Annotated in this window: 22 protein-coding genes, 2 pseudogenes and 1 riboswitch; of the genes and pseudogenes, 7 read left to right on the top strand and 17 right to left on the bottom strand. The window is 34.9% G+C overall.

Annotated features, from left to right (window positions below; translation table 11 throughout):
- From ACLHDF_RS15175 to ACLHDF_RS15155, 5 genes are all read right to left on the bottom strand, one after another.
- Positions 1 to 306 (bottom strand): PTS sugar transporter subunit IIB, encoded by a 306-nt coding sequence (locus ACLHDF_RS15175; protein WP_413919564.1) that lies wholly within the window; start codon positions 304 to 306, stop codon positions 1 to 3.
- 159 nt (positions 307 to 465) lie between these two features.
- Positions 466 to 2,415: a BglG family transcription antiterminator gene (locus ACLHDF_RS15170; protein ID WP_413919563.1), complete on the bottom strand. Its 1,950-nt coding sequence runs from the start codon at positions 2,413 to 2,415 to the stop codon at positions 466 to 468.
- A gap of 254 nt (positions 2,416 to 2,669) precedes the next feature.
- Positions 2,670 to 3,248, bottom strand: a complete 579-nt coding sequence (locus ACLHDF_RS15165) for a TetR/AcrR family transcriptional regulator (RefSeq protein ID WP_413919562.1) — start codon at positions 3,246 to 3,248, stop codon at positions 2,670 to 2,672.
- Between the two features lie 4 nt (positions 3,249 to 3,252).
- Positions 3,253 to 3,975 carry an MBL fold metallo-hydrolase gene (locus ACLHDF_RS15160; RefSeq protein ID WP_413919561.1) on the bottom strand — a complete coding sequence of 241 codons (723 nt, stop codon included), beginning with the start codon at positions 3,973 to 3,975 and terminating at the stop codon, positions 3,253 to 3,255.
- A gap of 134 nt (positions 3,976 to 4,109) precedes the next feature.
- Positions 4,110 to 4,448, bottom strand: coding sequence for a general stress protein (locus tag ACLHDF_RS15155; RefSeq protein ID WP_413919560.1), 339 nt, complete (start codon positions 4,446 to 4,448; stop codon positions 4,110 to 4,112).
- 500 nt (positions 4,449 to 4,948) lie between these two features.
- Here ACLHDF_RS15155 and ACLHDF_RS15150 point away from each other — a divergent pair, with 500 nt between their 5' ends.
- Positions 4,949 to 6,283: an amino acid permease gene (locus tag ACLHDF_RS15150; RefSeq protein ID WP_413919803.1), complete on the top strand. Its 1,335-nt coding sequence runs from the start codon at positions 4,949 to 4,951 to the stop codon at positions 6,281 to 6,283.
- 34 nt (positions 6,284 to 6,317) lie between these two features.
- On the opposite strand, the gene ACLHDF_RS15145 is transcribed toward ACLHDF_RS15150, so the two are convergent.
- From ACLHDF_RS15145 to ACLHDF_RS15120, 6 genes are all read right to left on the bottom strand, one after another.
- The gene (locus tag ACLHDF_RS15145; protein WP_413919559.1) at positions 6,318 to 6,947 is read right to left on the bottom strand and encodes a copper homeostasis protein CutC; all 630 of its coding nucleotides are present in this window, start codon (positions 6,945 to 6,947) and stop codon (positions 6,318 to 6,320) included.
- A gap of 63 nt (positions 6,948 to 7,010) precedes the next feature.
- A complete protein-coding gene (locus tag ACLHDF_RS15140) occupies positions 7,011 to 8,456 on the bottom strand; it encodes a DEAD/DEAH box helicase (protein WP_413919558.1) in 1,446 nt (481 codons plus the stop codon).
- A gap of 218 nt (positions 8,457 to 8,674) precedes the next feature.
- Positions 8,675 to 9,019 carry a hypothetical protein gene (locus tag ACLHDF_RS15135; protein WP_413919557.1) on the bottom strand — a complete coding sequence of 115 codons (345 nt, stop codon included), beginning with the start codon at positions 9,017 to 9,019 and terminating at the stop codon, positions 8,675 to 8,677.
- 615 nt (positions 9,020 to 9,634) lie between these two features.
- Entirely contained in the window at positions 9,635 to 11,464 is a 1,830-nt protein-coding gene (locus ACLHDF_RS15130; protein WP_413919556.1) for an APC family permease, read from the bottom strand.
- Between the two features lie 130 nt (positions 11,465 to 11,594).
- A riboswitch (cyclic di-AMP (ydaO/yuaA leader) is annotated at positions 11,595 to 11,741 on the bottom strand.
- 768 nt (positions 11,742 to 12,509) lie between these two features.
- Positions 12,510 to 13,247: a hypothetical protein gene (locus tag ACLHDF_RS15125; protein WP_413919555.1), complete on the bottom strand. Its 738-nt coding sequence runs from the start codon at positions 13,245 to 13,247 to the stop codon at positions 12,510 to 12,512.
- Between the two features lie 94 nt (positions 13,248 to 13,341).
- Positions 13,342 to 14,742 carry an alkaline phosphatase gene (locus tag ACLHDF_RS15120; protein WP_413919554.1) on the bottom strand — a complete coding sequence of 467 codons (1,401 nt, stop codon included), beginning with the start codon at positions 14,740 to 14,742 and terminating at the stop codon, positions 13,342 to 13,344.
- Positions 14,743 to 15,490: 748 nt separating this feature from the next.
- On the opposite strand from ACLHDF_RS15120, the gene ACLHDF_RS15115 reads away from it, so the two are divergent.
- Positions 15,491 to 15,670: an H-type small acid-soluble spore protein gene (locus ACLHDF_RS15115; protein ID WP_013056420.1), complete on the top strand. Its 180-nt coding sequence runs from the start codon at positions 15,491 to 15,493 to the stop codon at positions 15,668 to 15,670.
- Positions 15,671 to 15,914: 244 nt separating this feature from the next.
- Here ACLHDF_RS15115 and ACLHDF_RS15110 read toward each other — a convergent pair whose 3' ends face one another.
- Complete coding sequence (locus ACLHDF_RS15110; protein ID WP_413919553.1) at positions 15,915 to 16,814, bottom strand: YsnF/AvaK domain-containing protein; 900 nt, start codon at positions 16,812 to 16,814, stop codon at positions 15,915 to 15,917.
- Positions 16,815 to 16,991: 177 nt separating this feature from the next.
- Between ACLHDF_RS15110 and ACLHDF_RS15105 the strand changes: the two are divergent.
- The 4 genes and pseudogenes from ACLHDF_RS15105 to ACLHDF_RS15090 form a co-directional block, all read left to right on the top strand.
- Positions 16,992 to 17,186, top strand: a pseudogene (locus ACLHDF_RS15105) (KGG domain-containing protein); the annotation flags it as partial.
- Positions 17,187 to 17,284: 98 nt separating this feature from the next.
- A complete protein-coding gene (locus tag ACLHDF_RS15100) occupies positions 17,285 to 17,482 on the top strand; it encodes a spore coat protein (protein ID WP_413919552.1) in 198 nt (65 codons plus the stop codon).
- A 17-nt stretch (positions 17,483 to 17,499) separates the two neighbouring features.
- Positions 17,500 to 17,790 (top strand): spore coat protein, encoded by a 291-nt coding sequence (locus ACLHDF_RS15095; protein WP_413919551.1) that lies wholly within the window; start codon positions 17,500 to 17,502, stop codon positions 17,788 to 17,790.
- 213 nt (positions 17,791 to 18,003) lie between these two features.
- Entirely contained in the window at positions 18,004 to 18,213 is a 210-nt protein-coding gene (locus ACLHDF_RS15090; RefSeq protein ID WP_413919550.1) for a small, acid-soluble spore protein, alpha/beta type, read from the top strand.
- A 131-nt stretch (positions 18,214 to 18,344) separates the two neighbouring features.
- Here ACLHDF_RS15090 and ACLHDF_RS15085 read toward each other — a convergent pair whose 3' ends face one another.
- From ACLHDF_RS15085 to ACLHDF_RS15070, 4 genes and pseudogenes are all read right to left on the bottom strand, one after another.
- Positions 18,345 to 18,626, bottom strand: coding sequence for a hypothetical protein (locus tag ACLHDF_RS15085; protein ID WP_413919549.1), 282 nt, complete (start codon positions 18,624 to 18,626; stop codon positions 18,345 to 18,347).
- A gap of 201 nt (positions 18,627 to 18,827) precedes the next feature.
- Positions 18,828 to 19,135 (bottom strand): annotated as a pseudogene (locus ACLHDF_RS15080) (DUF3243 domain-containing protein).
- 525 nt (positions 19,136 to 19,660) lie between these two features.
- The gene (locus tag ACLHDF_RS15075) at positions 19,661 to 19,786 is read right to left on the bottom strand and encodes a hypothetical protein (protein WP_413919548.1); all 126 of its coding nucleotides are present in this window, start codon (positions 19,784 to 19,786) and stop codon (positions 19,661 to 19,663) included.
- A gap of 33 nt (positions 19,787 to 19,819) precedes the next feature.
- A complete protein-coding gene (locus ACLHDF_RS15070) occupies positions 19,820 to 20,092 on the bottom strand; it encodes a GlsB/YeaQ/YmgE family stress response membrane protein (protein ID WP_413919547.1) in 273 nt (90 codons plus the stop codon).
- Positions 20,093 to 20,424: 332 nt separating this feature from the next.
- On the opposite strand from ACLHDF_RS15070, the gene ACLHDF_RS15065 reads away from it, so the two are divergent.
- Positions 20,425 to 20,649, top strand: coding sequence for a hypothetical protein (locus tag ACLHDF_RS15065; protein ID WP_413919546.1), 225 nt, complete (start codon positions 20,425 to 20,427; stop codon positions 20,647 to 20,649).
- Positions 20,650 to 21,693: 1,044 nt separating this feature from the next.
- On the opposite strand, the gene ACLHDF_RS15060 is transcribed toward ACLHDF_RS15065, so the two are convergent.
- A complete protein-coding gene (locus tag ACLHDF_RS15060) occupies positions 21,694 to 21,822 on the bottom strand; it encodes a hypothetical protein (RefSeq protein ID WP_413919545.1) in 129 nt (42 codons plus the stop codon).
- Positions 21,823 to 21,891: the final 69 nt, after the last annotated feature.

Here is a 21,891-nt window from a genome sequence, read left to right as displayed (position 1 = left end):
CTATTTTGAAACTAGTTGAACCGCAAATTTTAACACTTGTTCTCCATTACATGTCCCGTAGTGAACAGGATTAATTACGTCAACTGGTACTCCTTTTTCTTCACCTAGCTTTTTAAGCTGAGGCAATAAGTAGCGCACTTGAGGTCCTAATAAAAGTACATCTGCTTGATCAATATGGTTGCGAACAGCGTCACCAGGAACCGCCCAAATTTTATACTCCGTGCTTTGATCCTGAGCGCTTTTTTCCATTTTTGTTACTAGTAAACTTGTAGACATCCCAGCTGCACAACATAATAGAATATTCATTTGTCATTCCCCCGTTTTTTATTTTGCTATCTGTTTTGTTGATAGCTTTATCTTAAAATAAAAGCGCTTACATTTATACACAACCTTTTTCCGTTAGTAACGGAAAAATTATATTTGAACATTCAGATAACAAGAAGCCCACCTCCTGGACTTCTTGTTTTATCCAATATTTTTCATAAACACCTCTATAAATTCCTCATAATCCTTACACTTTACTAAGCGCTGCACGACCTGCTTATCATCCACAACGCGGACTAACAAGCTGTACATTTTTTGTAAATCGCCTTGATTATTCGCTTTTACACTTAAAAGGCAAATAAATTGTACAAGGTTTCCTTCCCACATAATCGGTTTTTTCAACGTACAAATTGCCCAAAACGTTGTCTCCGTTTGAGGAACCATTGGATGAGGAATCGCTACTAGATTGCCAAAACTTGTTGGCGATGCAGCTTCTCTTTCAAAAACGGATTCTATAAAATGAGAAGGAACTAGTCCTAGATGAGTTAATTTCTCTCCTAAAAAATGCAGCACTTCTTCTCTTGTTTGGAATTCTTGCTGTAAATATACTAATTCTTTTTTCGTGTATTCTAACGAAGGCTGCGGTTTATTCTTCATTAAACATTCAATTTTTTTAAAATCATTGTTTCCTAGAATGGTACTTACTTCTATTACCGGAACAGGAAGATGGTCTGGAATTGGAATGGTACTAACAATAAAATCTAAAGAGTGCAGCGACATTTGATGAAGCTTATAATACTGAGTTGTTCCTAAAATAGTAAGATTTAATCCAAACGTAGCCTGCAGCTTATATGATAATAGCTTGGCGCTCCCTACTCCTGATGCGCATACAATCAAACAGCGCTTAGGTTGATTGATAATTTTCCGTCGTTCAATGGCCCCTCCAATATGTAAAGCTAAATAGCCAATTTCCGTTTCATGCATATCAATTTCAAGACGATTTTTTAGAACCTTCCCAGCTATAATCCCAGCTTCAAAAGCCAGAGGATAATGGCTCTTAATTCCTTCAAGCATGGGGTTTCGTAGATTCATTCCATATTTATAGCGATTGATAGCTGGTTTCAAATGCAAACTCATGCCAAGAATCAACTCTGAATCTTCACTAATTCCTAAATGAAGCTCTTTTTCAATTGCGTCCAATATAGCCGCTGTTAATTCATAAATATCTGCATCAATAAACTGCTTCACTTCTTTTTCTTCATGATTGCTATTGTTGAGCATTTTTGTACCTAACAAATGAATGGCGATATACGCTGTTTCTGACTTCGGAAAACAAATTTTGAATGCCTTTTCAATTTCCCGCACAATTTCAGCTGCTACTTCATATTCTTTGTGCTCCATAATTTCAAGCAAATCTTCTGAATATAAAGAGACAAAATTTTCTTCTTGGATTCGCTTACAGGCTATTGCTAAATGAATAATCAAATTGTTTAGCCCAATGTCTGAAACCATAACATTATATCGTTTTATTTGATTTAAAATATGGGCTTTAATCGTTAAGATTGATTCTTGAGGAAGAATGGATATTTCATTGTATACCATATCTACTTCTTTATCCTTTCGGTTGAATACATACTCAGACATACAAAATCTCATTTTCATTTCGTCCCCTTTAGCTTTCAAGCCATAGTTAGGACGCTTTTCTAAAAGAATATCATACTTACACAGCTGTTTTTTGACGTCTCTTAAATCGTTTTGAATCGTTGATTTGCTAATATACAACTCGTCTGCTAAATCCTCGAGCTTCAAATATTCGTCTGCTAACAGCAGTCTTTTAATTAAATAATGCACGCGGTCATCAGGAACCGTTGGAATAGAGGTTGCATCAAATAATTGATTAGCCGAAAGTTCTTTTAATAGCTGATGAAACTGTTTTTCATCTAAAACGCTAAGTTCATATCCTGTTCCTCGAGCTGATTTAATTTTGGCACCGTACTGAGACAAAATGTCATCTAGCTGTTTTATATCGGTTCGAATAGTTCGCGAAGATACTTGATTTACTGTTGCTAAATATTCGCTCGTAACGGTTGATAATGTAGACTGTATGGACATTAGTTCTCGTAATATGACAATCATTCTTGAATTAAGCATATTTGCTTCTCTCCATTCTCAGAAGATTTTCCCCCTTATAAAACAAATTAAAAGGGCTAGTTATTTTAAACAAAAACAAAAAATACCTAAACAGCAACAAACAGAAACTACATTTTCTGTCCTTGCAGCTTAGGTTTTGCCTGCTCCATCAGTAACAACCCTAAAACAATAGGAATAAATGTCTTTATTTGTAATCTATCATTCTTTCTCTTTTTTTTCAATTTCAATTAACGGGTTAGTAGCATTAATAGAGTTTATGTAGCCTGCTCGTATTGATGTAGCCCCAATACAAACGTACAAATTAAAAAATCTAGTGTCTCATCGGTACTTAACGACATCCCAAATCCCCCTCGCTGCTCCAAAGAAGAAAATCCATGTAATATACTTCGAAGACCTCTAACAGCATGAAGAGCTGCATTTTCCGGAAGTTGATACGGTTTCAACACATTCAATACTAAAGACACAATGTTATCAGATGCTTTTTGTACTTCTTCATCTTGTATCTTTGGTGCTACCATTGCCGTTGCTTCGTATATTCCCGGAGACTCCCTTACAAATGAAACATACGCTTTACTTAGCTGATAAACAGCTTCTTCTGCAGAAGCATGTTCAACAGCATTTTTTAGAAGATGATATAGCTGCTGCAGTCCACTTAAAGCCAGTTCTTTGCGCAGCTCTTCTAACCCCTTTATATGATTATATAGAGACGGTGGACGTACTTCTAATTCCTTGGCTAATGAAGCAATTGTAACGGCATAAAACCCTTCACGGTTGGCTAAGTTTACACCTGTTTGAATAACCTTCCTGAAATCTAGTCCCTGTCTCGGCGACATCTCTTCATCTCCTTTTTTCCATTTTTACTTTTGCTTGTTTTATTGCTTTTTCCATCAATTTTAGCGGCTGAGAAAGGAGACTTCCGTGCCCAACAGCAAGAAGTGCTGGGTTTAATTCATATAGCTTTTCTGCACTTTTAAGCGACAGCTCCTTGCTCCACGTCCCAAAAGCGGGAAATGGAAACAACGGTTTTAACTGACCTGATACCGCAACCCCTCCTTGCATTTGGAAAGAATCTCCGGCAATTAATGCGTTCGTTCTCTGGTCTAAGAAAGACATAGAACCAGGTGTATGTCCAGGTGTAAAAACAGGAGCAAGTGAGCCAATGTAAGACCCTTCTTCAATGAACTGATCAATTTCAGTTGAAATCTTTCCTAGTTTTGGAACTCCTCCGCGGATCGGGTTTTGAGGTTCCTCCGAATCGATTGTTAAATCTCCTGAAAATAATCGATAATCTCTTTGCGACATATAAACGGAAGCATTCGGCAAGCTTTTTTTCAAAGTATCAATCGCTCCGATATGATCTTCATGAGTATGCGTAAAAACGATTCGCGTAATCGGTTTTCCAATTTGATCTGCAGCTTTCAAAATACCTGACGCGCTGTAAGGAAGAGCTGCATCAATTAATGTAAGGCTATCTTTCTCTTCGACTAAATAACAGTTTACCGGAAAAAAGCGAGGCAAAAACGTCAGTTGATACAACATTTTCTCACGAACTATTCTCATTTCCTCATCCCCTATTATTAAAATAAAAACTAATGGTATTAGTTTTTATTTTAACTAATACCATTAGTTTTATCAATCATATATTGGAAAAAACAACAATTAAAGATAGATGTACTAGCACCTATCTATTAAAACTAAGCGTCTTTTCTTTCTCCTGTAGCAGCCACTACAATCGCACTGCCTTTCTTTAACTCTTCTTCATATTTTTTTGTTTCGTCTTTTGATAAGCCTAGCGAAGCCATTTTTGTTCGAAGTTCATCTTCTCTTGTTAAAAATAAACTCGCTGCTGAATGTAGAGGACCCTCTTCAGACTGTCGAATAATATTTGTATCCGTTACTTCTGTTAAATTTTTAGAATTTTCCTCGTTATAAGTAAACACGTATACTTCATTGTTCTCAAAACCTTTGTCTGCAAATTGATTAACTGCTTCGTTAATATTCGCCCCGTTTTCTACTACTTCAACATGTTTCATTATTTATAACCTCCTGTTTCTACCGCACATCTTTCTTTTATACTTAGCAAAAGAATAAGCTTCTTACTACTATATATACCCGTTTTCAGAAAGGAAAACCCGCATTTAACGCTTTGCAGAGAGTTTGAATACTATTCCACGGTATTCTTTACTTAGACTTCTTTCGATTAACGTATCTGAAACGATTATTCAGCTGATTTTCAGCTAACATTCATAAGAAATTCATCTACATGGCTTATCATAATAAAGGAAAAAGACGCTAATCAGATACGTTATACGCATAATGAATGTCTGTGCCAGAGTAAGCCGGATATGAATTGAACAATTCATGCCCGGTTTTTTTGCATGAAAGAACTTCTAACAACATCCTGTCCTTACGCCTTACAACATACTATAATTCTCCATATTAACTAAAAATTCAGGTTATATAGGAGGTTTTACAATTGAACAGCCATCCACAGCCACAGTTAAAGAAGGAGTTAAAAATCAGGCACATCACCATGATTTCTCTTGGAGGAATTATCGGGGCAGGATTGTTTATCGGAAGCGGATCACTCATTAACACCGCTGGACCGGGATCTATTTTTTCGTACGCATTTGCTGGTTTGCTCGTTATTTTAGTCATGCGAATGCTTGGCGAAATGTCTACTGCAAAGCCTTCTAGCGGTTCTTTTTCCACTTATGCAAAAGAGGCACTAGGTCCTTGGGCTGGCTACACCATTGGCTGGCTCTACTGGTTTTTCTGGGTTATCGTTATTGCTGTTGAAGCCATTGCAGGTGCAAATATTATTCAATACTGGTTCCCGTCTTTGCCATCTTGGGGAGTAAGCCTTGCTCTTACTTTTTTATTAACGATGACCAATCTGTACTCTGTTAAATCTTTCGGAGAATTTGAATATTGGTTTTCCCTCATCAAGGTTGTCAGCATCGTTCTTTTTTTGCTTTTAGGTATAGCTATTATTTGTGGATTCATTCCAGGAATTGATTCTCCTGGTACTTCCAATCTTTTGCACAAAGGCGGCTTTTTACCAAATGGAATTAGCTCTGTATTTTTAGGAATTGCTCTTGTCATGTTCTCCTTTATGGGAACAGAAATTGTCGCAACCGCGGCAGGTGAATCTTCTCAGCCTGAAAAAGCCATTACCATCGCGACCAATACTGTTATTTATCGCATTTTGTTTTTCTATTTAGGCTCTATTTTTATTTTAGTAACGCTTCTTCCGTGGAACTCGTCAAGCTTAATGAAAAGCCCGTTTGTATCTATTCTTGAGTTAGTGAATATACCGGCCGCAGCTCAAATTATGAACTTTATTATTTTAACGGCCGTCCTTTCTTGTCTGAATTCTGGTTTATATACAAGTTCTCGGATGCTGTTTTCCATGTCTCAAAATGGTGATGCGCCAAAAAGCTTTTCAAAATTAAATAAAAAAGGCGTGCCGGTTAGCGCAATATTAGCATGTACAGTTATCTCGTACATTAGCGTCATCTTTAACTACATTTCACCAGATAAAATCTTTTTGTTCTTAGTGAATGCATCAGGCGGTGTAGCGCTTCTTGTATATCTTGTTATTGCATTTTCACAGATTAAAATGAGAAAAAAATATGAAAAAGAAAATCCTGAAGCATTAAAAATTAAAATGTGGTTATTTCCTTACTTAACTTATGCTACAATCCTTGCCATCACCAGTATTTTTATTGCCATGGCATTTATTGATTCATTACGTTCCCAGTTCTTCTTAACTCTTTTAATTGCTGTACTCGTCGTAGGTTCTTTTTTCTTTCAACGCACAAAAGTGTCAAGCACCTTAACAGTAAAAGAAAATACATCAAAATAAAAGAAGCTGTTCCTTTTGGAACAGCTTCTTTTCGTTAATCGGATAAATCCCCTACAATTTTTGTTCCGTGTAATTCAGTTGCTTTTGTTTCTTTCATAATCCAATCCGCGTTGCCTTCATGAATTCCTCCGCCGGGCAGAATAATAATACGGTCACTGGCGTATATGATAAGCTCTCGAATCATATGCAAGTTTTGTAAAGCAGATCCTTTCCCTCCTTTAGTCAAAATACGGTCTGCTCCCAGTTCAGTAAGTATATCAATTGCTTTGTATTTATCATGAATCTCATCAAATGCCATATGAAACGTAATGCTTAAGGGCCGAGCTTCTGCTATTAACTCTTTAGTACGCTTGTAATCGATCTCACTTTCTTTTGTTAACATACCAAATACTACTCCATTCACTCCAAGATCTTTACATGCTTTCACATCTTTTTTCATAATTTGAAATTCCGCTTCGGAATATACAAAGTGACCGCTTCTTGGGCGAATAATCACATTGATATCTGTATAAAGATGTTCACTTGCATACTGAATGGTGCCGTAACTTGGCGTAGTGCCCCCTTGACTGAGGTTGTCACATAATTCAATGCGGTCTGCTCCTAGCTTTTCGGCTTTTTTTGCCTGCTCATATCCTTCTACACACGCTTCTCTTATGCACTTCATATTCTCAACTCCTTTATTTGTACAACCAATAAAGCCCATCTTTAAAAGATGGACTTCCTTCTGCTATTTAATCGCTTTATGAACTTTTAATTTTTTCCCTTTAATTGTTTTGTTTTTCATTGCTTGTAACACTTTTGGACCTTTTCCATTCAGAATCTCCACATACGAGACATTTTCTTGAATCGTAATAATTCCAATATCGTCTGCGGTTACTCCGTCTAATTTCGCAATTGTTCCTACAAAATCAACCGCTCGAATTTTCTTTTTCTTTCCTCCATTAAAGTAAAGCTTCATAATGTCTTTATTTAATGATTCGCTTTTATCTTTTTTGACTTTGGGACGCTCATTAATTTTTTCAGCAAAAGCTGCTGTTGCCTGCTGTACTTCTTCTTTGGTAGGAGGAGGAGATACTGGAATTGAAAAACCGATATATTCTTCAATTTCCGATAGCATTCTCTCTTCATAAGGCGTTACAAATGTGATAGCTTTCCCTTTTTTACCGGCACGTCCTGTTCTTCCTGTACGGTGAACGTAGCTTTCTTTTTCTAACGGAAGATCGTAGTTAATAACATGTGTGATATTATCAATATCAATCCCTCTCGCAGCTACATCTGTCGCCACTAAATAGCGGAATTTCCCTTTTTTAAAATCATTCATAACGTCAAAACGGTCTTCTTGCACCATCGCACCATGAATTTTATCACAAGGATATCCAAGATCATCTAAATCATCTAACAGTGTATTTACCTGCTCTTGCGTGCGGCAAAAAACAATGCAGCTGTCCGGGTTTTCTACTGTGGTTACGTCTTTCAGCAGTTCAAATTTACGTTCATTTTCTACTGATATAACAGAATGGTCAATCGTGCTTGTCGTCAATCCATTCGCTTTGATTTCCACATCAACTGGCTTCTTCATATATTTGCGAGACAGCTCTTCAATATCTTCAGGAAGCGTAGCCGAGAAAAGCATCGTTACACGCTCACTAGGAAGATGTTGAATAATTGCTTCTACTTGATCAATAAAACCCATATTTAGCATTTCATCTGCCTCATCAATAACCAAATAACGAATTTTCTCTAATGCAAGCGTTTCTTTTTCAATATGATCAAGTACTCGTCCAGGTGTACCGACGACAATATGTGTTTTTTGTTTTAATTCTACTTTTTGCTTGGCGAATGGTGATTTTCCATAGACAGCTGCTGCTTTAATTCGCTTAAAACGGCCGATATTTGTAATATCTTCTTTTACCTGCGCAGCTAGCTCTCGTGTGGGTGTTAATACTAAGGCTTGGGGCTTATTTTCTTCCCAGTTAACTAATTCACACAGTGGAATGCCAAAGGAAGCCGTTTTTCCACTTCCTGTTTGAGACTTTACGACAACATCTCTTTCTTCTAGCGCAATGGGAAGCACCTTGCTTTGTACTTCCGTAGGATGATTGTATTGCAAGCTAGAAAGTGCCTTAGCTACCTTGTCACTAAGACCGTATTGACTAAAACTTCTTTGATTCATTTTGTACCCTCATTTATTTTAAATTAGTGATTATCTTTATCATGACCCGATGCACTATGTTTCATTATACTTTAATTCTTTTATACGCGCTCAAAATTCCAAATCATAAAAGCCGCTTTTCTTCTAATACAAAAGCGGCTTTGGTATTTGCAATCATTTTTGAAATCAAACTTATTTTCATCTTATACATCTACAGTATGAAAAAATCAGTAAAATATTTAGGAAATAATAAGGTAATAGCGGGTGCTATTAATGGCTTGTTTTGAATATGTAGTGTAATCTACCCACTTGTAGCTATCTAATTTCCTTTCTAACTTTTCATTAATTTCACCTTCAATTTCATGCATTAAAGTCACTGTTTCAAAAATAGTCATCCCAAAACGATTGGCTGCTTGGTGATGAGGAGACTGTTCTTTAAGAAGTATCAAAAACTGTTCTTTCGTCTCAGCCTCCTGCGCTAAATGATCTTCGACTCCTTCAATGAATTGATATAGCATTCGTTTGTTAATCGGAAGAGAAGCAATTATACCTCTTACAAAAAACTCCATCATCTTTTCATTCATCGTCGCTCCACCCTTCATCGTTTTATTTATTTTAAACGTAATTATTACGATTTACAATACGAAATTCTTCCTATACCTTCTATCTGCAACTGGCGAAAGAGAAAAAGCCGTTACCTTATTAATAGGAAAACGGCTTTGGTTTGAACTATGACAAGAGCCTTTTATCTGTGTACCTATACTTTTATCAATAGGGGAAATTTTACATAAGTTTGGTCAACACAGTCCTAATCTATACCTAATTACATTTAATTTTAAAAGCATTTTGAATAGAGAAAAAAGGAAAAAATTAATTAATAATTTTCTAAAATAGGGCTATGGGAAATGATCTTTTTTTATTATAATCTATCTGTACGATGTTGCTATGCAACTTCATGCCTAATTAACATAAAACCAATAATTTCTAAAAATTGATTTTTATAGTTATATCTAAGCTGAATTAAATATAAATTGAAGGAGGGTAAACAACCCTTGGTATTTGCAATTATTTATGAATTTTTATCTTCTCTACTAATCAAACCCGAATCAGAAATTAAAAAACGCGTTAATTAAACTAGCAATTCATATAGCAAAGATAAAGCCCATCAACTTATTACGTAAATGGGCTTTTTGTTCACTTTATTTTTTAAATTTATAAGGCAATGTGGTTACAATGACATTTTTTCGGTAAAGAAGGTGTGCTCTTAGTAATAAGCTTGATTGGTTATGCAATGCGTTATGCCAGCTTTTTCTTGTGATAAATTGCGGAATTAAAACAGTGACAGCCATATGGCTATCATCAGCTCGCTCTTCTACACGATCAATAAAGCGTAAAAGAGGTCCAACTAAGCTTCGATATTGTGAGTAGAACGTAACTAAGCGTATATCAGGATATCGTTCGTTCCATATCTCTTCCATTCTCTTTTCACTTTCACGGTCAAATGCCACATGGACCGCAATAACTGTGTCTCCAATAATTTTCGCATAGTTAATTGAATTCTCGACAGCCCTTGTTAAGCCTGCAACTGGTATAATGACTACATTTCCTTCTAGTGCTAATGCTTCTTTGTCTCCTGGCTTGATGCGAAGTTGCTTTCCTACCTCTACGTAATGGTTCTTAATACGGTGAAACAGATAGACGATCAGAGGTAAGAAGAGTAAAACAGCCCACACTTGTGAGAATTTTGTTGTAAAGAAAATAATCAGTACAGTGAAGCTAATAAAAGCCCCTATAAAATTAGTTACTAATTTCCCCTGCCAGCCAGCTGGCTTTTCTCTTAGCCATTTTACAATCATGCCTGTTTGAGATAGCGTAAAGGGAATAAATACTCCAACGGCATATAAAGGAATTAACTGTTCTGTATTGCCTTGAAATGCTATGATGAGCGCAATAGAAGCAATTCCAAGGGTCACAATCCCATTTGAATAGCCTAAGCGATCACCACGTATCGTAAACATACGAGGAATATACTTATCTACAGCTAAATTAACAGCCAGTAAAGGAAAGGCTGAAAAGCCTGTATTGGCAGCTAATACTAAAATTAAAGCCGTTGTACCCTGAACAAAATAATAGAAACCATTTCGTCCAAACACTTGGGAAGCAAGCTGTGAAACAACCGTCTCCTCTGCTTTAGGTACAATTCCAAACCAATAAGCCAAGAACATGACACCTGAAAACAGAATAGCTAAAATAACGCCCATTGCAATAAGCGTACGAACCGCATTTCTTGCAGCTGGCTGTCTAAAGTTTGTTACAGCGTTTGAAATAGCTTCTACGCCTGTAAGGGCTGAACAACCTGATGAAAAAGCTCGTAATAGCAAAAATAAGCTGATTCCTGGCACTGCAGTTCCAATGGCAGGATGAACATCAGGAGAGATTTGGCCAGTCACTACTTTCCACATTCCTATACCTATTAATAAAAGTAATGCAAGAACAAACAAATAAACAGGATATGCTAATGCTGACGCAGATTCCGTTACTCCTCTTAGATTCAAAACCATAATAAAAATAACCAATAAGCAAGCGATTATGACCCTATAGTCATGAAGAACAGGAAAAGCAGACGTTAACGCATCAGTTCCAGATGAAATACTTACAGATACGGTTAAAATATAGTCTACTAATAAAGACCCTCCAGCAATAAGCCCTGCATTCTCTCCAAGGTTATGTTTAGATACAACATAAGCGCCACCACCTTCTGGATAGGCATAAATAATTTGTCGGTAAGAAAGGATAAGGGCTGTTAAAAGAATAAGTACACCAATACCAATTGGGATGGAGTACCAAAATGCTATCATCCCAATTGTGGCAAGCACAATAAGGACTTGTTCTGGGCCGTACGCCACGGATGAAAGTGCATCGGATGAAAGAATAGCTAAGGCTTTGATCTTATTTAACTTTTGTTCACCTAGCTCCTTTGATTTAAGTGGCCTCCCAATTAATAAACGTTTTATGGATGAATAACTCATCTAAACTCCTCCTGAATCCTTTGCTATTTACGTATATAATTTCACTTTCATCATTCCCTTTATCAGAAAAAAAAACACGAAAAAGAACACTAAGGTTCTGCTTAGTGTTCTTTCCAGGACAAATAAAAGCAAACCTTCTCTCCAAACGCTGATGAGGTTAGCTGTCGGATTCGGGCCTTTAGAGTAGCCCTACCTTCTTTTCGAAGGATTCACCCCAAGTGCAAATGCACACAAAAATGGGTCCCCCACTCCCTAGTGGATTAAGCGATAAAAGGTATGAAAATAGCAAGATCATATATGTATGGTAGGTACTATACGCCTGAGTTTTACATTTGTAAAGAGGGTATCAATTAAAATGAATATTTCCTATACTTTCTTTATAATATATTTTTGTTACAGATTACGTAATGTCTTAGATTTTTCTATATAAAAACTTAATTCAATTTTCTATCAGAACCTGATTTTCTGAGGCCTATCTTAATTTGTTTAATTGTTCCCATTCATGGTCTCCAAAGTCTATTTTTTCGTAGGATTGCCTTTTATATTATTTTTATCCTCTATATCCTTCAAACGTTATAAGTCGCTTCTGATTACTAAGTTTATAGCTTTTCTAGGGCATATATGATATGCAATAGGAGTTACCATAAAACACATTCTAGGAACTTTTATAATAAAAACGATATGGAAAATAAATACTATGTGAAAATGCTAAAGGTGGCTTCAACCTGATATGTACCGAAAAACAAATAATATGTTAATCTTTATTCTAATTATGGGTTTGGTATCTCTATTAGCTGCATTTGCTCAAACTTTGTGGTTAAGAAATATCTTAAAAGGTTTAGAACAACAAATATTAAAAAAATAAACAATAATTAAAAATACATACCGGAAGCAAGAAAGCAAATAGAACCCTTATAGGAAAAGGGTTCTCTCATAGGTGCCTTTAATCGGATATGCAGCCTTTTATACACCCTTGAATAGAAGTTCAACTTTATAAACAAAAAGCCCATCTTTAAAGATGGGCTTTATCTATTGGTGAATTTTATTAAAATTCAATTTTAATTTTTTGTGCTTCACTGATTTTTTTCTCGTTTTTATCAAATACATCACTTGTTATTATTTCAATCCACTTAATATCCTTTGCTTCCTTGTGCTCCTCTTTACGCGCGTGACCACCTGTTGCATTCACAATAAAACCAAGATTTCCAAACTTTGTGGCGTTTCCTTCGATTTCGCCATTTAGCTCTTCAAGATAAATGTCTTTTTGCCAATCAAATGTTTCTCCTGTGTTTGTTTTGAGTAATGCAATTGGTGCAAAACTCACTTTCTCTGTAGACTTATTTTTAATTTCAACCAATACTTTAACAAAATCGAACTCTTCATCATGTGTTAACACGTGAAAGTAATCAATCATACTATAATCGGGTCTTAAGTGAATCAATTTCGCTTCTCTTACTGTTAACTCAATTGATCCCACTTTATAAGTTTTATTGATTTTTTTAATTGCTTTTAACGTAGCCTCACCTTTGTCATCTGTATACGATTGACCCACCTTCAGCAAGGAACGATCATCTGTTACTTGAGAATTAGGCTGATACTCGTCAGTTATGTCGGTAGTTTGTTGCTGCTTCGTTTGTTGTTCTATTTCATTGTCTTTTTTGACCACACTGTTTTCTATCTGAGTTTCGTTTTCTATATTTTTTTCGTTATTTTTTGGGTCAGGATTTGAGGAACAGCCAACGAGTAGCATGATTATAAACAATATAGAAAGAGCCTGTTTCATGATGATTCCTCCATATAATTTTATATTCAAAAAAGTTCCCGTTGCTTATTTAAAGCAACGGGATACCTTTATCTTTAGCGCGCTTAATTTTTTATTATTTATCTTGGATTTTAATTTTATAATTTAAGACATCAAAAACATTTTTTGCAATGTCAGTGTTATCCTTTTGTCCGGCAAACTTTTCACTTGATGGTCCGAATGCATATACGGGCACGTCTTCACCTGTATGTCCCCCTGTTGTCCAACCAGTGTGAGAGCGCTTGTTGAAAATGCTCTCAATCGCATTATCGATTTCAAGAACTTTCTTTGTTTTAGCTGCTTCTTGAACTGATTGAATTTCTGCTGATGTTAAGGCTAACTTTTTCTGATCAATATATTTTTTTAATGTTTCCTCAACACCTGCACCATTTACAATCTCTTGCGCCATGAAGTCTGGTGTACGCTTTGCAGCTTTAATTGGCTCACTAAACCAGTTATAGACACCGTCTGATCCAATTGAGTATCCACCAGTTGAATGGTCAGCCGTTGCTACTACTAATGTATGTTTGTCTTTTTTCGCAAACTCAATAGCTGCTTTATATGCTTGTTCAAAGTCATCCATCTCACTCATAGCCCCAACAATATCATTGTCATGCCCTGCCCAGTCAATCTGGCTTCCTTCTACCATTAGGAAGAAACCGTCTTTATCTTTGTTTAATTTTGAAAGAGCCGTGTTTGTCATGTCTTTTAGTGAAGGAACTTCTTCCGTGCGATCAATTTTCTTTGGAAGTCCGCCATCAGCAAATAAACCAAGAATTTTACCATTTTTATCTTTTAGCATGTCCTCACGGTTTTGAACATAGCTGTATCCTGCTTTTTTAAATTCTTCTGTTAGGTTACGGTCTTTACGCTCAAAGTTGCTCTTACCACCGCCCAATAGGACGTCGATTTTATGTTGACCATTAACCAATTCATCAAAATAGTCATCAGCAATAGAGTCCATGTTTTTACGGCTGTGATCATGTGATCCGAAAGAAGCAGGTGTTGCATGTGTAATTTCAGAAGTTGCAACGAGCCCTGTAGCCTTTCCTTCTTCTCTAGCAGCTTCAAGAACTGTTTTTACTTCTGATCCGTCATTATCAACTGCAATCGCATTGTTATATGTTTTAATACCTGCAGACATAGCAGTTGCGGCAGAAGCAGAATCTGTTACATTTTGTTCAGGGTCTTCCGGATAAGTTGTTTGTTGACCCACAAGGTACTGATCAAAAGTTGTTGGTTCAACAACTTTTGTTGATGGATTATCTTTGAGATAACGATGAGCAGAAGTATAAGAAACTCCCATGCCATCACCGATTAAAACAATGACGTTTTTAATTTTTCCATTATTAGTTCCTTTTTTCTTAGTAGATTCCTCTGCACTTGCAGGGGTGAAACCAACGAGTAAACTGCTAAAAGCAACTGTTGAAAGAACAGCTACCGGTAATAACTTTTTCTTTAACTTCTTTTTAAACAATGTTGTTACCTCCAATTATTATCGTGTTTTATGTCCAAATAAAATTATAGAGATGGTTTATTAACAGGTTTTTAATAAATTGTAAATCAAGTGTTAAAAACAGAAATAATCCCCTTTACAAATGAAGAAAACTCCACGCATTAACAAATAAGGATTATTTTTCTTGTTGAGTTGTTGTAAACATTATTAATTTGCTGTGTTTTAGAAACCAATTATTACGATTATGAACTTTATAGTTACGTAATCTTTATAATTCCTAATCTATTAATCTTGTATATTAAAAGTAGAAAATCAAAATTTGAAAGAGAAGATTTAAAGAAATCTAAGAGAAGTTTATAAAAATCTATAACTTATCTACCACTCTTAAGTCAAGGTGAAGTAATATCAATCCTGAATTTGAACACCGATTATTGATGCAGACATGCCTCCATCAATAAAAACCATTAAAATAAGAATTTTTTTAAAAGAGACCTTAATAAAGTGGTAAAATGGAATTATTTATAAACTATACCAGAGCAATACATAGGGTTGCAGGAAGTCATAAATAAGCAAGGACAATATATAACGGAGACGAGGTTCATCCATGAAGTTAAGTGAACTCATCGATGTTCGATTCGTGTAAAGTTAAAGTATAGAGTAGTTTTTAATGAAGTGAGTTATAGCATGTCACTGATTTATTATTAGAAAAATATAACTTTACCTTTTAATTGATGCATGGCAGGGACATACTAAAAAATGAGGTGATTACATGGAAATAAATCGAGCTAAACAAATTCTTTCTTCGCCCAAGGAAATTGATGTTCATTACCACGGAGTTCCTATTTGGATTAAAAGTGTAGATGAAACATCAAGTATGGCTACCGTACATGCTAGAGGAACACATGATGAAGACCGTATGGTGCCAGTCCTTGATTTAGAAGAAAAATAAAAAAACACAATAAAAAGTTGGAAAGAAAGAATGTAGTTTTTTTACATTCTTTTCTTCTATTTCTGAATAGCACCTAATAACTCATACCATACTTCTATAAGCTTTATTTACATGTATATAAAAAGAAAAAGCTACTCATTTGAGTAGCCTTTTTTAAATCATACACTAAAGGAATAACAGGAATTGGGGTTCCTATAATCTTAGTTTGCTCAAAAACTTGAATTTTATTCTTCCACCTTACATCCTATTTATTTAACTTTTCATGATTTGATGTAAAGGTATTCTCTTGATTTTTAATATTTACTTCTTCCTTCTTTAGAGTCTCTGATACTTTTTCATTTTCCTCTTTTCGTCGTTTACCTACAACTACTTCTTCTGTTACGACCGGTTCTTTTGATACGATCACTTTTTCTTCTTCTAGAGGAATCCGAACGGTCTCGTCGTCTTCTCTAATCTGTGCGTTGGTTCTTTTATCAGATACAGGACGGCGTTCTACATACACTTCATCATGTTCGACAGGAATATTGACGGTTTCTTCTTTTTGAAGAACGTCCTTATCGATTTGAACTTCTCCTGTTTGGACTCGTTCTTTATTTACATGTAATTGTTCTTCTTTTAGCTCAATATGTTCTTCTGCATTTTTTGGAACATTCCCTTCATGCTCACGATGTTCTCCGTATAATGATTTATCATAAACGGAATCACCCTTCGCAAAAGGAGAATCCTCTCTATTTTCTAAGAATGGATTTGTTTTTGTCTCTCTGTTAGCTCTTACTAACAATAATACTTTCCCTTTTTGCAGATCATCTGCATAAGGCCCTGCTTCTGTAAGAGGGATGCCTAAGTTAAGTAAACGCTTTTCTACTCTTGCTTTATCGCTATGAGTCTCTTTAGGGTGATTAGGTGAAAACATATGTTTAATTTTATCCTTAATCGACTCATCCTGATGAGTTTGATCGGTGGTTTCAACCTTCGTTACGTCAATTCCTTCTTTGCTTCCTACTTCTAAAAAGTCCTCTTTATCGATATCTTTGCTAGTGACCAGAGAAAGGTCCTTCTCTTGAAATCCCTGTGTTTTTAAATTTTGAATAGCTGTTACAATAGCTTCTTCATTATCATATGTGCCTATCACATTTTTTGTCATGAGTAGTTCCTCCTTCTAGTACAGAAAATGGTTTATATAAATGAATTCATTTATGTTACTTCTAATACCCGGGCATCTTTTTCTAAAACATTCAAAAAATTAGACAATCATTGTTTAAATGGAAATGAGCTGGGAATATAGTTCACAAGTCAAAAAAAGCTTAAGGAGGAAATAAACATGGCAAAGAATAAAGAAAATGAAAAAATGAGTAGAGAAGAAGCTGGCCAAAAAGGTGGAGAAACCACGTCTAAAAATCACAATAAAGAATTTTTCCAGGAAATTGGTGAAAAGGGTGGAAAAGCTACATCTAAGAATCAAAACAAAAAGTTTTTCCGAGAAATTGGTGAAAAAGGCGGAAAAGCTGGCAATAAAATTTCTAACAGTTAAAAACTAGAGAAACAGCCTACGTAAGCGCTCATTTACACATCTAAAGTTTTTAAATATATACGATAATAAGGAGGAATTGGGGCATGACCAAAAAATTAGCCATGCATGAGACGTTAGAAGTTCATGAAATCTTAACGCTGAAAACATCGTGTGTAACGAAAGGCACAGCTATGCTGGAGTTGGTAGAGGATGAGAATTTAAGAAAGATTCTTGAAGAAGATGTACAAACATCTACTGAAGCGATTAAAGAATTGAGAAAAATCTTAAAAAAAGCTCAGTAAATAGGAGGAATCAAAGAATGGCTACTAAAAGTGCTCTTACTAAAACATTAGATGACCTTGCTATTGCAACGGATTTATTATTATCAGCTAAAAACGGTGTACGAACATATGCAGTAGCACTTACAGAAACAGCAACACCAGAAGTACGCAAAGTATTAAAAAAACAATTAGATGAAGCGATCGATCTTCATGAAAAAATCGCTCAATATATGATTGATAATGAAATGTATCATGCCTATGATGTTGAAGAACAAGTAAATCACGATTTGAAAAAGGCAGATAAAGCATTAGATTTAGCGAAAGGTTAACAAACACTCTCCCAGTAATGGGAGAGTATTTGTTATGGAAGGTCCGTTTAAAAGTGAATTTTATATTACTAGAAGGATGATACATAAAACAAAAAACTTACCTTACCTCATGCAATCAAGAGCTATCCCTCAAGGAATTCCCCATCCATTATCTACTATATATACATTTATTTAATAATAAGAAACTTAAAAGAAACAAGGAGATGACACAACATGGCAAACAACAAAAGCAGCAACAATAATGAATTATTAGTATACGGTGCTGAACAAGCAATCGATCAAATGAAATATGAAAGCGCGAGCGAATTTGGCGTAAACCTTGGTGCTGACACAACTGCAGGTGCAAACGGATCAGTAGGTGGCGAAATCATAAAACGTCTTGTACAAATGGATGAGCAACAACTTGGCGGCGGACGTTTCTAAGACAACAATATATATGATGGCTGAAGGAAGATTGGGTATCCATTCTTCCTTTTTCTACGCATAAAAGAGGGTCTGTTGACCAATAAGAATATCCATATGTTATTTTTCTCAACCTTTGATCTTAGAAAACATTAAAAACTTATATGTAAATCACTAAGTCTATAATTTACATCATAATGTTCATTAACAATTGAAACCAGTGAAGCAAGACGACCATTTTCATCAACTTTAACCCCTAATAAATAATGACAGAAAGCAATCTGAGTGAGTGTAATTAGTACACCGTCCTTTAACTCCTTTTCCTCCATATATTCATGAACTAATTTATATAGGTTGTCTATTCGCTTCGTAATTGAATCACCTTCAATTACAATAGCCTTGTTAAATATAGAAACACCCATTTTCCACTTCAACTCACTTTCCTCCATTTTATAAACTTAATATCTTCTAAAGGATCAAAAAGATACCTCTCATTAAGAATCACTAAAACCATTATTTATAATAAAGATAAATAAAAAAAGAAGAATGACTTAGTCATTCTTCTTTGCAATTTAATATAATTATACACTCAATGGCCCAATTACATATTTTTAGAAGGCTGTAAATGATTTAGATTATTCTTTAACTAATTTAACAAGCATATGAGCAAGATGATGCTGTTCTTCCTCATTTCCAACTTTCCACAACTCATGTAACAAGTATTGTTCTTCATTTTGTGGCTCCTCATGTGTTGCGAGATAGTCAGCTGTTTTTTTAGCTGCCAAAGCTAATTGGTTATCATTTAATCCTAATTTCTCACCCTTTGTAACTTTATCTCCTAAGTAAGTTTTAAATTCATTAAAACTAGAAAGGATGTTGTCTTTCTCCTCTCATTTAGCTTATCCTCTACTTTATTTTCAACGCTTTCAGTATTATTGTTCATTTTTCATTCTCCTTCCAATTGAGTATTGATGTTCTTATAAGGTAAGTCCCCAATTAAATGTATATAAACATTTAATTCCATCTCAATACGATGTAGTAGACATATGCTTTTCTGAATTAATAAGATAAGGGGAAATCATGACTCCAAACTCTTCCTTATTGAATCTATGGTAAGATAATTTTCCTTATCCTAATAGCTGATACAAAGGAATCTAAAATAGGCTAAATAATGGTTTGCATTTATATACATTTATACTTTATAAAAAGACAAGCTTTAGAGATGAAGGATATAAAATGAGGGTTTTAGTTATCCATTTAGTAGTATGAGATATGAAACTTTCCATATATATACGACCTCTTGTTAAAGGTGAGATGATTAAAAAAGGAGTATATATAATTTATTTCTAAAATATTGTCCAAAATAATAAACGACCCTATATACTGTAAACAAAGTTACTAAGGTCGCTTATACGATAATATTCTGATTCATTATTTTTTTCTTTATAATAAAATACCTCATCTCTCATTAGGTTTCTGACGGAATTTCACTGTCATTATTAATTTGATCGAACAAATAAGTAAGGTAAGAATCTAATTCAAACTGATTGTCTTCAATAAAATCATGCAACATAGGCTTACTTTCTTCTCTCATTTTAATCACTCCAATTTAAGATTTTTCGATTTATCATGCATGATGACCATGATTCTTTTTTTGTCCCATTTTTCTTAAAATAAAACTTACAATTAACACCAAAATAATTGATCCAATAACTGCTGGGATGATCGCAAAACCACCAACTACTGGTCCCCAATTTCCTAGGATAAGATCACCTAACCAAGAACCAATAAAACCAGCGATAATATTACCAATAATGCCTCCAGGAACGTCACGTCCTGTAATTAAACCAGCAAGCCACCCTATAATTCCACCTACAATTAACATCCATATAATTCCCATTCATTATTCTCTCCTTTCGAAATAGTTAGTTAACTTTACCCTCAACTAAAACCCATTAATCTTGTTATTTTTTTCCTCCATAAAGTTTTTCTTCTTAAAATATTGCATTTCCTTTCGATTTTAGATGTCTATAAGCAAATGTGTTCGTATATTATGCCTAAGAGTGACATTGTAGAAGATAAGTCCACTGGACAAAAAGGAGGCATTGAACCAGACCTCTTTTGTATTTTCAAAGGATCTCCTTTTTGGATTGAAATTCAACTCAATCCGTATTCAAAACAGAAAATGCAGGCGAAGATTAGTCTCTATGAGGAGTTTTTCTTTTCAGATGAATGGAGATCTTACATTGGCAGCCAGAAGATCGAACAGCTACCTTTCTTTCCGTTATCTTGATTACGCCTGTTCGGTATGCAGTAGCTTCAGACCATATTCGTATTATACAAGTAGCAATTATTCATGAGCTCATGAAGAAATATAAGGGTTCTTCCAAACAGCAGAAAGATGAAAGACCAAGAAAACCAGCATTGTCTGTGGGAATTAAAATTAACCTTGCGTAATGACGAACAACATAAAAAGCTGCCTCAATACAGGGAATGAGGCAGCTTTTCTGATTTCACACTCGTTGAAATGTGAACGTCATAGCAACTAAATAATAACAAATTTATTACAAAAATTCTATATTTTTCATTAAATATATGAAATAAAAGAGCTATTAAAACTTTTATAGTCATATTTCAAGCCACAAGATACGAATTACAAGACAAGAAGTTCGCATTTCCATATGCTTACTGTTGATATATAAATAATTGCCCTACTAGAGGGTGGCAAATAAAAAACACCCTCCAAAAAAGGGGCGTTTTTTATGAAATACATACTATACACAAAGGTAATGAGTCGTCAGTAAAAGGATATAGTCAAGCTCCTTTTACATTCATTATTGCATTTTCTATTTGAAACTATACCCGATAAAAATCAAAAACACCTGTACAGAAGGGTGTTTTTACAACTTTAAAATTGAAAGGAGAAACGATCCGTCAGCAAAGCAAGTTGCCGACCATTCATAATTTGTATCCTTTAATTGCTTTTTATACTATATATCTTTTCATTAATCTTATACCACCACCCTTCTAAGCCAATAACTTTTTGTCTACCTCTTATAATGGTTCTGCATTTCTCTCTTGACTCATTTTCATTACCAATTTTATAAGCCAATAAGAGATAAAAACGACTCCTACATCAATTATAAAGAAATAAAATAAGTTTATTGGACTTCTAATATCGGCGAAATGAAGATGCCCTTCAATAGGCCCTACTACAAATGAAAATATAGCACTTAATAATAAGCTATAAAGGAAAAAGTTCTTATGTTTGTTATTACAATATTGATATAAAAGCAAAAATGATACTTGCAACATAGAAGCTACCACGTTGATTGAAACAGGCAAATATGGAGTAAGGAAATATTTAAACGTTAGATGGCCACTTCGTCCAAGCATAAGATTGGTGTACCACCATAGTAAATGCGTTGTATAACCGAAAAAAAAGAATTCAAAGATGCGTCTTCTGTCTACCGTAAAATATAATAAAACCAGAGGTAAGACTCATGAAGCAAGTAATACCCAAAGCTGCCACGTTCCCCAATCAGAATATTTAGCCCAATAAGAAGTAAAGGAAGAATTTAATTTATCACTAATTGCATGTATATTTCTCCAGTACTGTTCGTAATTCATGGCTTCACGCTCCTGTATAAAACTACTCCTTATGTATGCTCAGAACATTCACTTTTCATATCAATAGAA

This window comes from Priestia megaterium (assembly GCF_046599315.1).
Lineage (GTDB): Bacteria > Bacillota > Bacilli > Bacillales > Bacillaceae_H > Priestia > Priestia megaterium_F.
This window is presented reverse-complemented; position numbering and strand designations above follow the sequence as displayed.

Coding starts and splice junctions, on each gene's coding strand:
- ACLHDF_RS15175 (WP_413919564.1), bottom strand. CDS start 306: ATGAATATTCTATTATGTTGTGCAGCTGGGATGTCTACAAGTTTACTA.
- ACLHDF_RS15170 (WP_413919563.1), bottom strand. CDS start 2,415: ATGCTTAATTCAAGAATGATTGTCATATTACGAGAACTAATGTCCATA.
- ACLHDF_RS15165 (WP_413919562.1), bottom strand. CDS start 3,248: ATGTCGCCGAGACAGGGACTAGATTTCAGGAAGGTTATTCAAACAGGT.
- ACLHDF_RS15160 (WP_413919561.1), bottom strand. CDS start 3,975: ATGAGAATAGTTCGTGAGAAAATGTTGTATCAACTGACGTTTTTGCCT.
- ACLHDF_RS15155 (WP_413919560.1), bottom strand. CDS start 4,448: ATGAAACATGTTGAAGTAGTAGAAAACGGGGCGAATATTAACGAAGCA.
- ACLHDF_RS15150 (WP_413919803.1), top strand. CDS start 4,949: ATGATTTCTCTTGGAGGAATTATCGGGGCAGGATTGTTTATCGGAAGC.
- ACLHDF_RS15145 (WP_413919559.1), bottom strand. CDS start 6,947: ATGAAGTGCATAAGAGAAGCGTGTGTAGAAGGATATGAGCAGGCAAAA.
- ACLHDF_RS15140 (WP_413919558.1), bottom strand. CDS start 8,456: ATGAATCAAAGAAGTTTTAGTCAATACGGTCTTAGTGACAAGGTAGCT.
- ACLHDF_RS15135 (WP_413919557.1), bottom strand. CDS start 9,019: ATGAATGAAAAGATGATGGAGTTTTTTGTAAGAGGTATAATTGCTTCT.
- ACLHDF_RS15130 (WP_413919556.1), bottom strand. CDS start 11,464: ATGAGTTATTCATCCATAAAACGTTTATTAATTGGGAGGCCACTTAAA.
- ACLHDF_RS15125 (WP_413919555.1), bottom strand. CDS start 13,247: ATGAAACAGGCTCTTTCTATATTGTTTATAATCATGCTACTCGTTGGC.
- ACLHDF_RS15115 (WP_013056420.1), top strand. CDS start 15,491: ATGGAAATAAATCGAGCTAAACAAATTCTTTCTTCGCCCAAGGAAATT.
- ACLHDF_RS15110 (WP_413919553.1), bottom strand. CDS start 16,814: ATGACAAAAAATGTGATAGGCACATATGATAATGAAGAAGCTATTGTA.
- ACLHDF_RS15100 (WP_413919552.1), top strand. CDS start 17,285: ATGACCAAAAAATTAGCCATGCATGAGACGTTAGAAGTTCATGAAATC.
- ACLHDF_RS15095 (WP_413919551.1), top strand. CDS start 17,500: ATGGCTACTAAAAGTGCTCTTACTAAAACATTAGATGACCTTGCTATT.
- ACLHDF_RS15090 (WP_413919550.1), top strand. CDS start 18,004: ATGGCAAACAACAAAAGCAGCAACAATAATGAATTATTAGTATACGGT.
- ACLHDF_RS15075 (WP_413919548.1), bottom strand. CDS start 19,786: ATGAGAGAAGAAAGTAAGCCTATGTTGCATGATTTTATTGAAGACAAT.
- ACLHDF_RS15070 (WP_413919547.1), bottom strand. CDS start 20,092: ATGGGAATTATATGGATGTTAATTGTAGGTGGAATTATAGGGTGGCTT.
- ACLHDF_RS15065 (WP_413919546.1), top strand. CDS start 20,425: ATGGAGATCTTACATTGGCAGCCAGAAGATCGAACAGCTACCTTTCTT.
- ACLHDF_RS15060 (WP_413919545.1), bottom strand. CDS start 21,822: ATGAATTACGAACAGTACTGGAGAAATATACATGCAATTAGTGATAAA.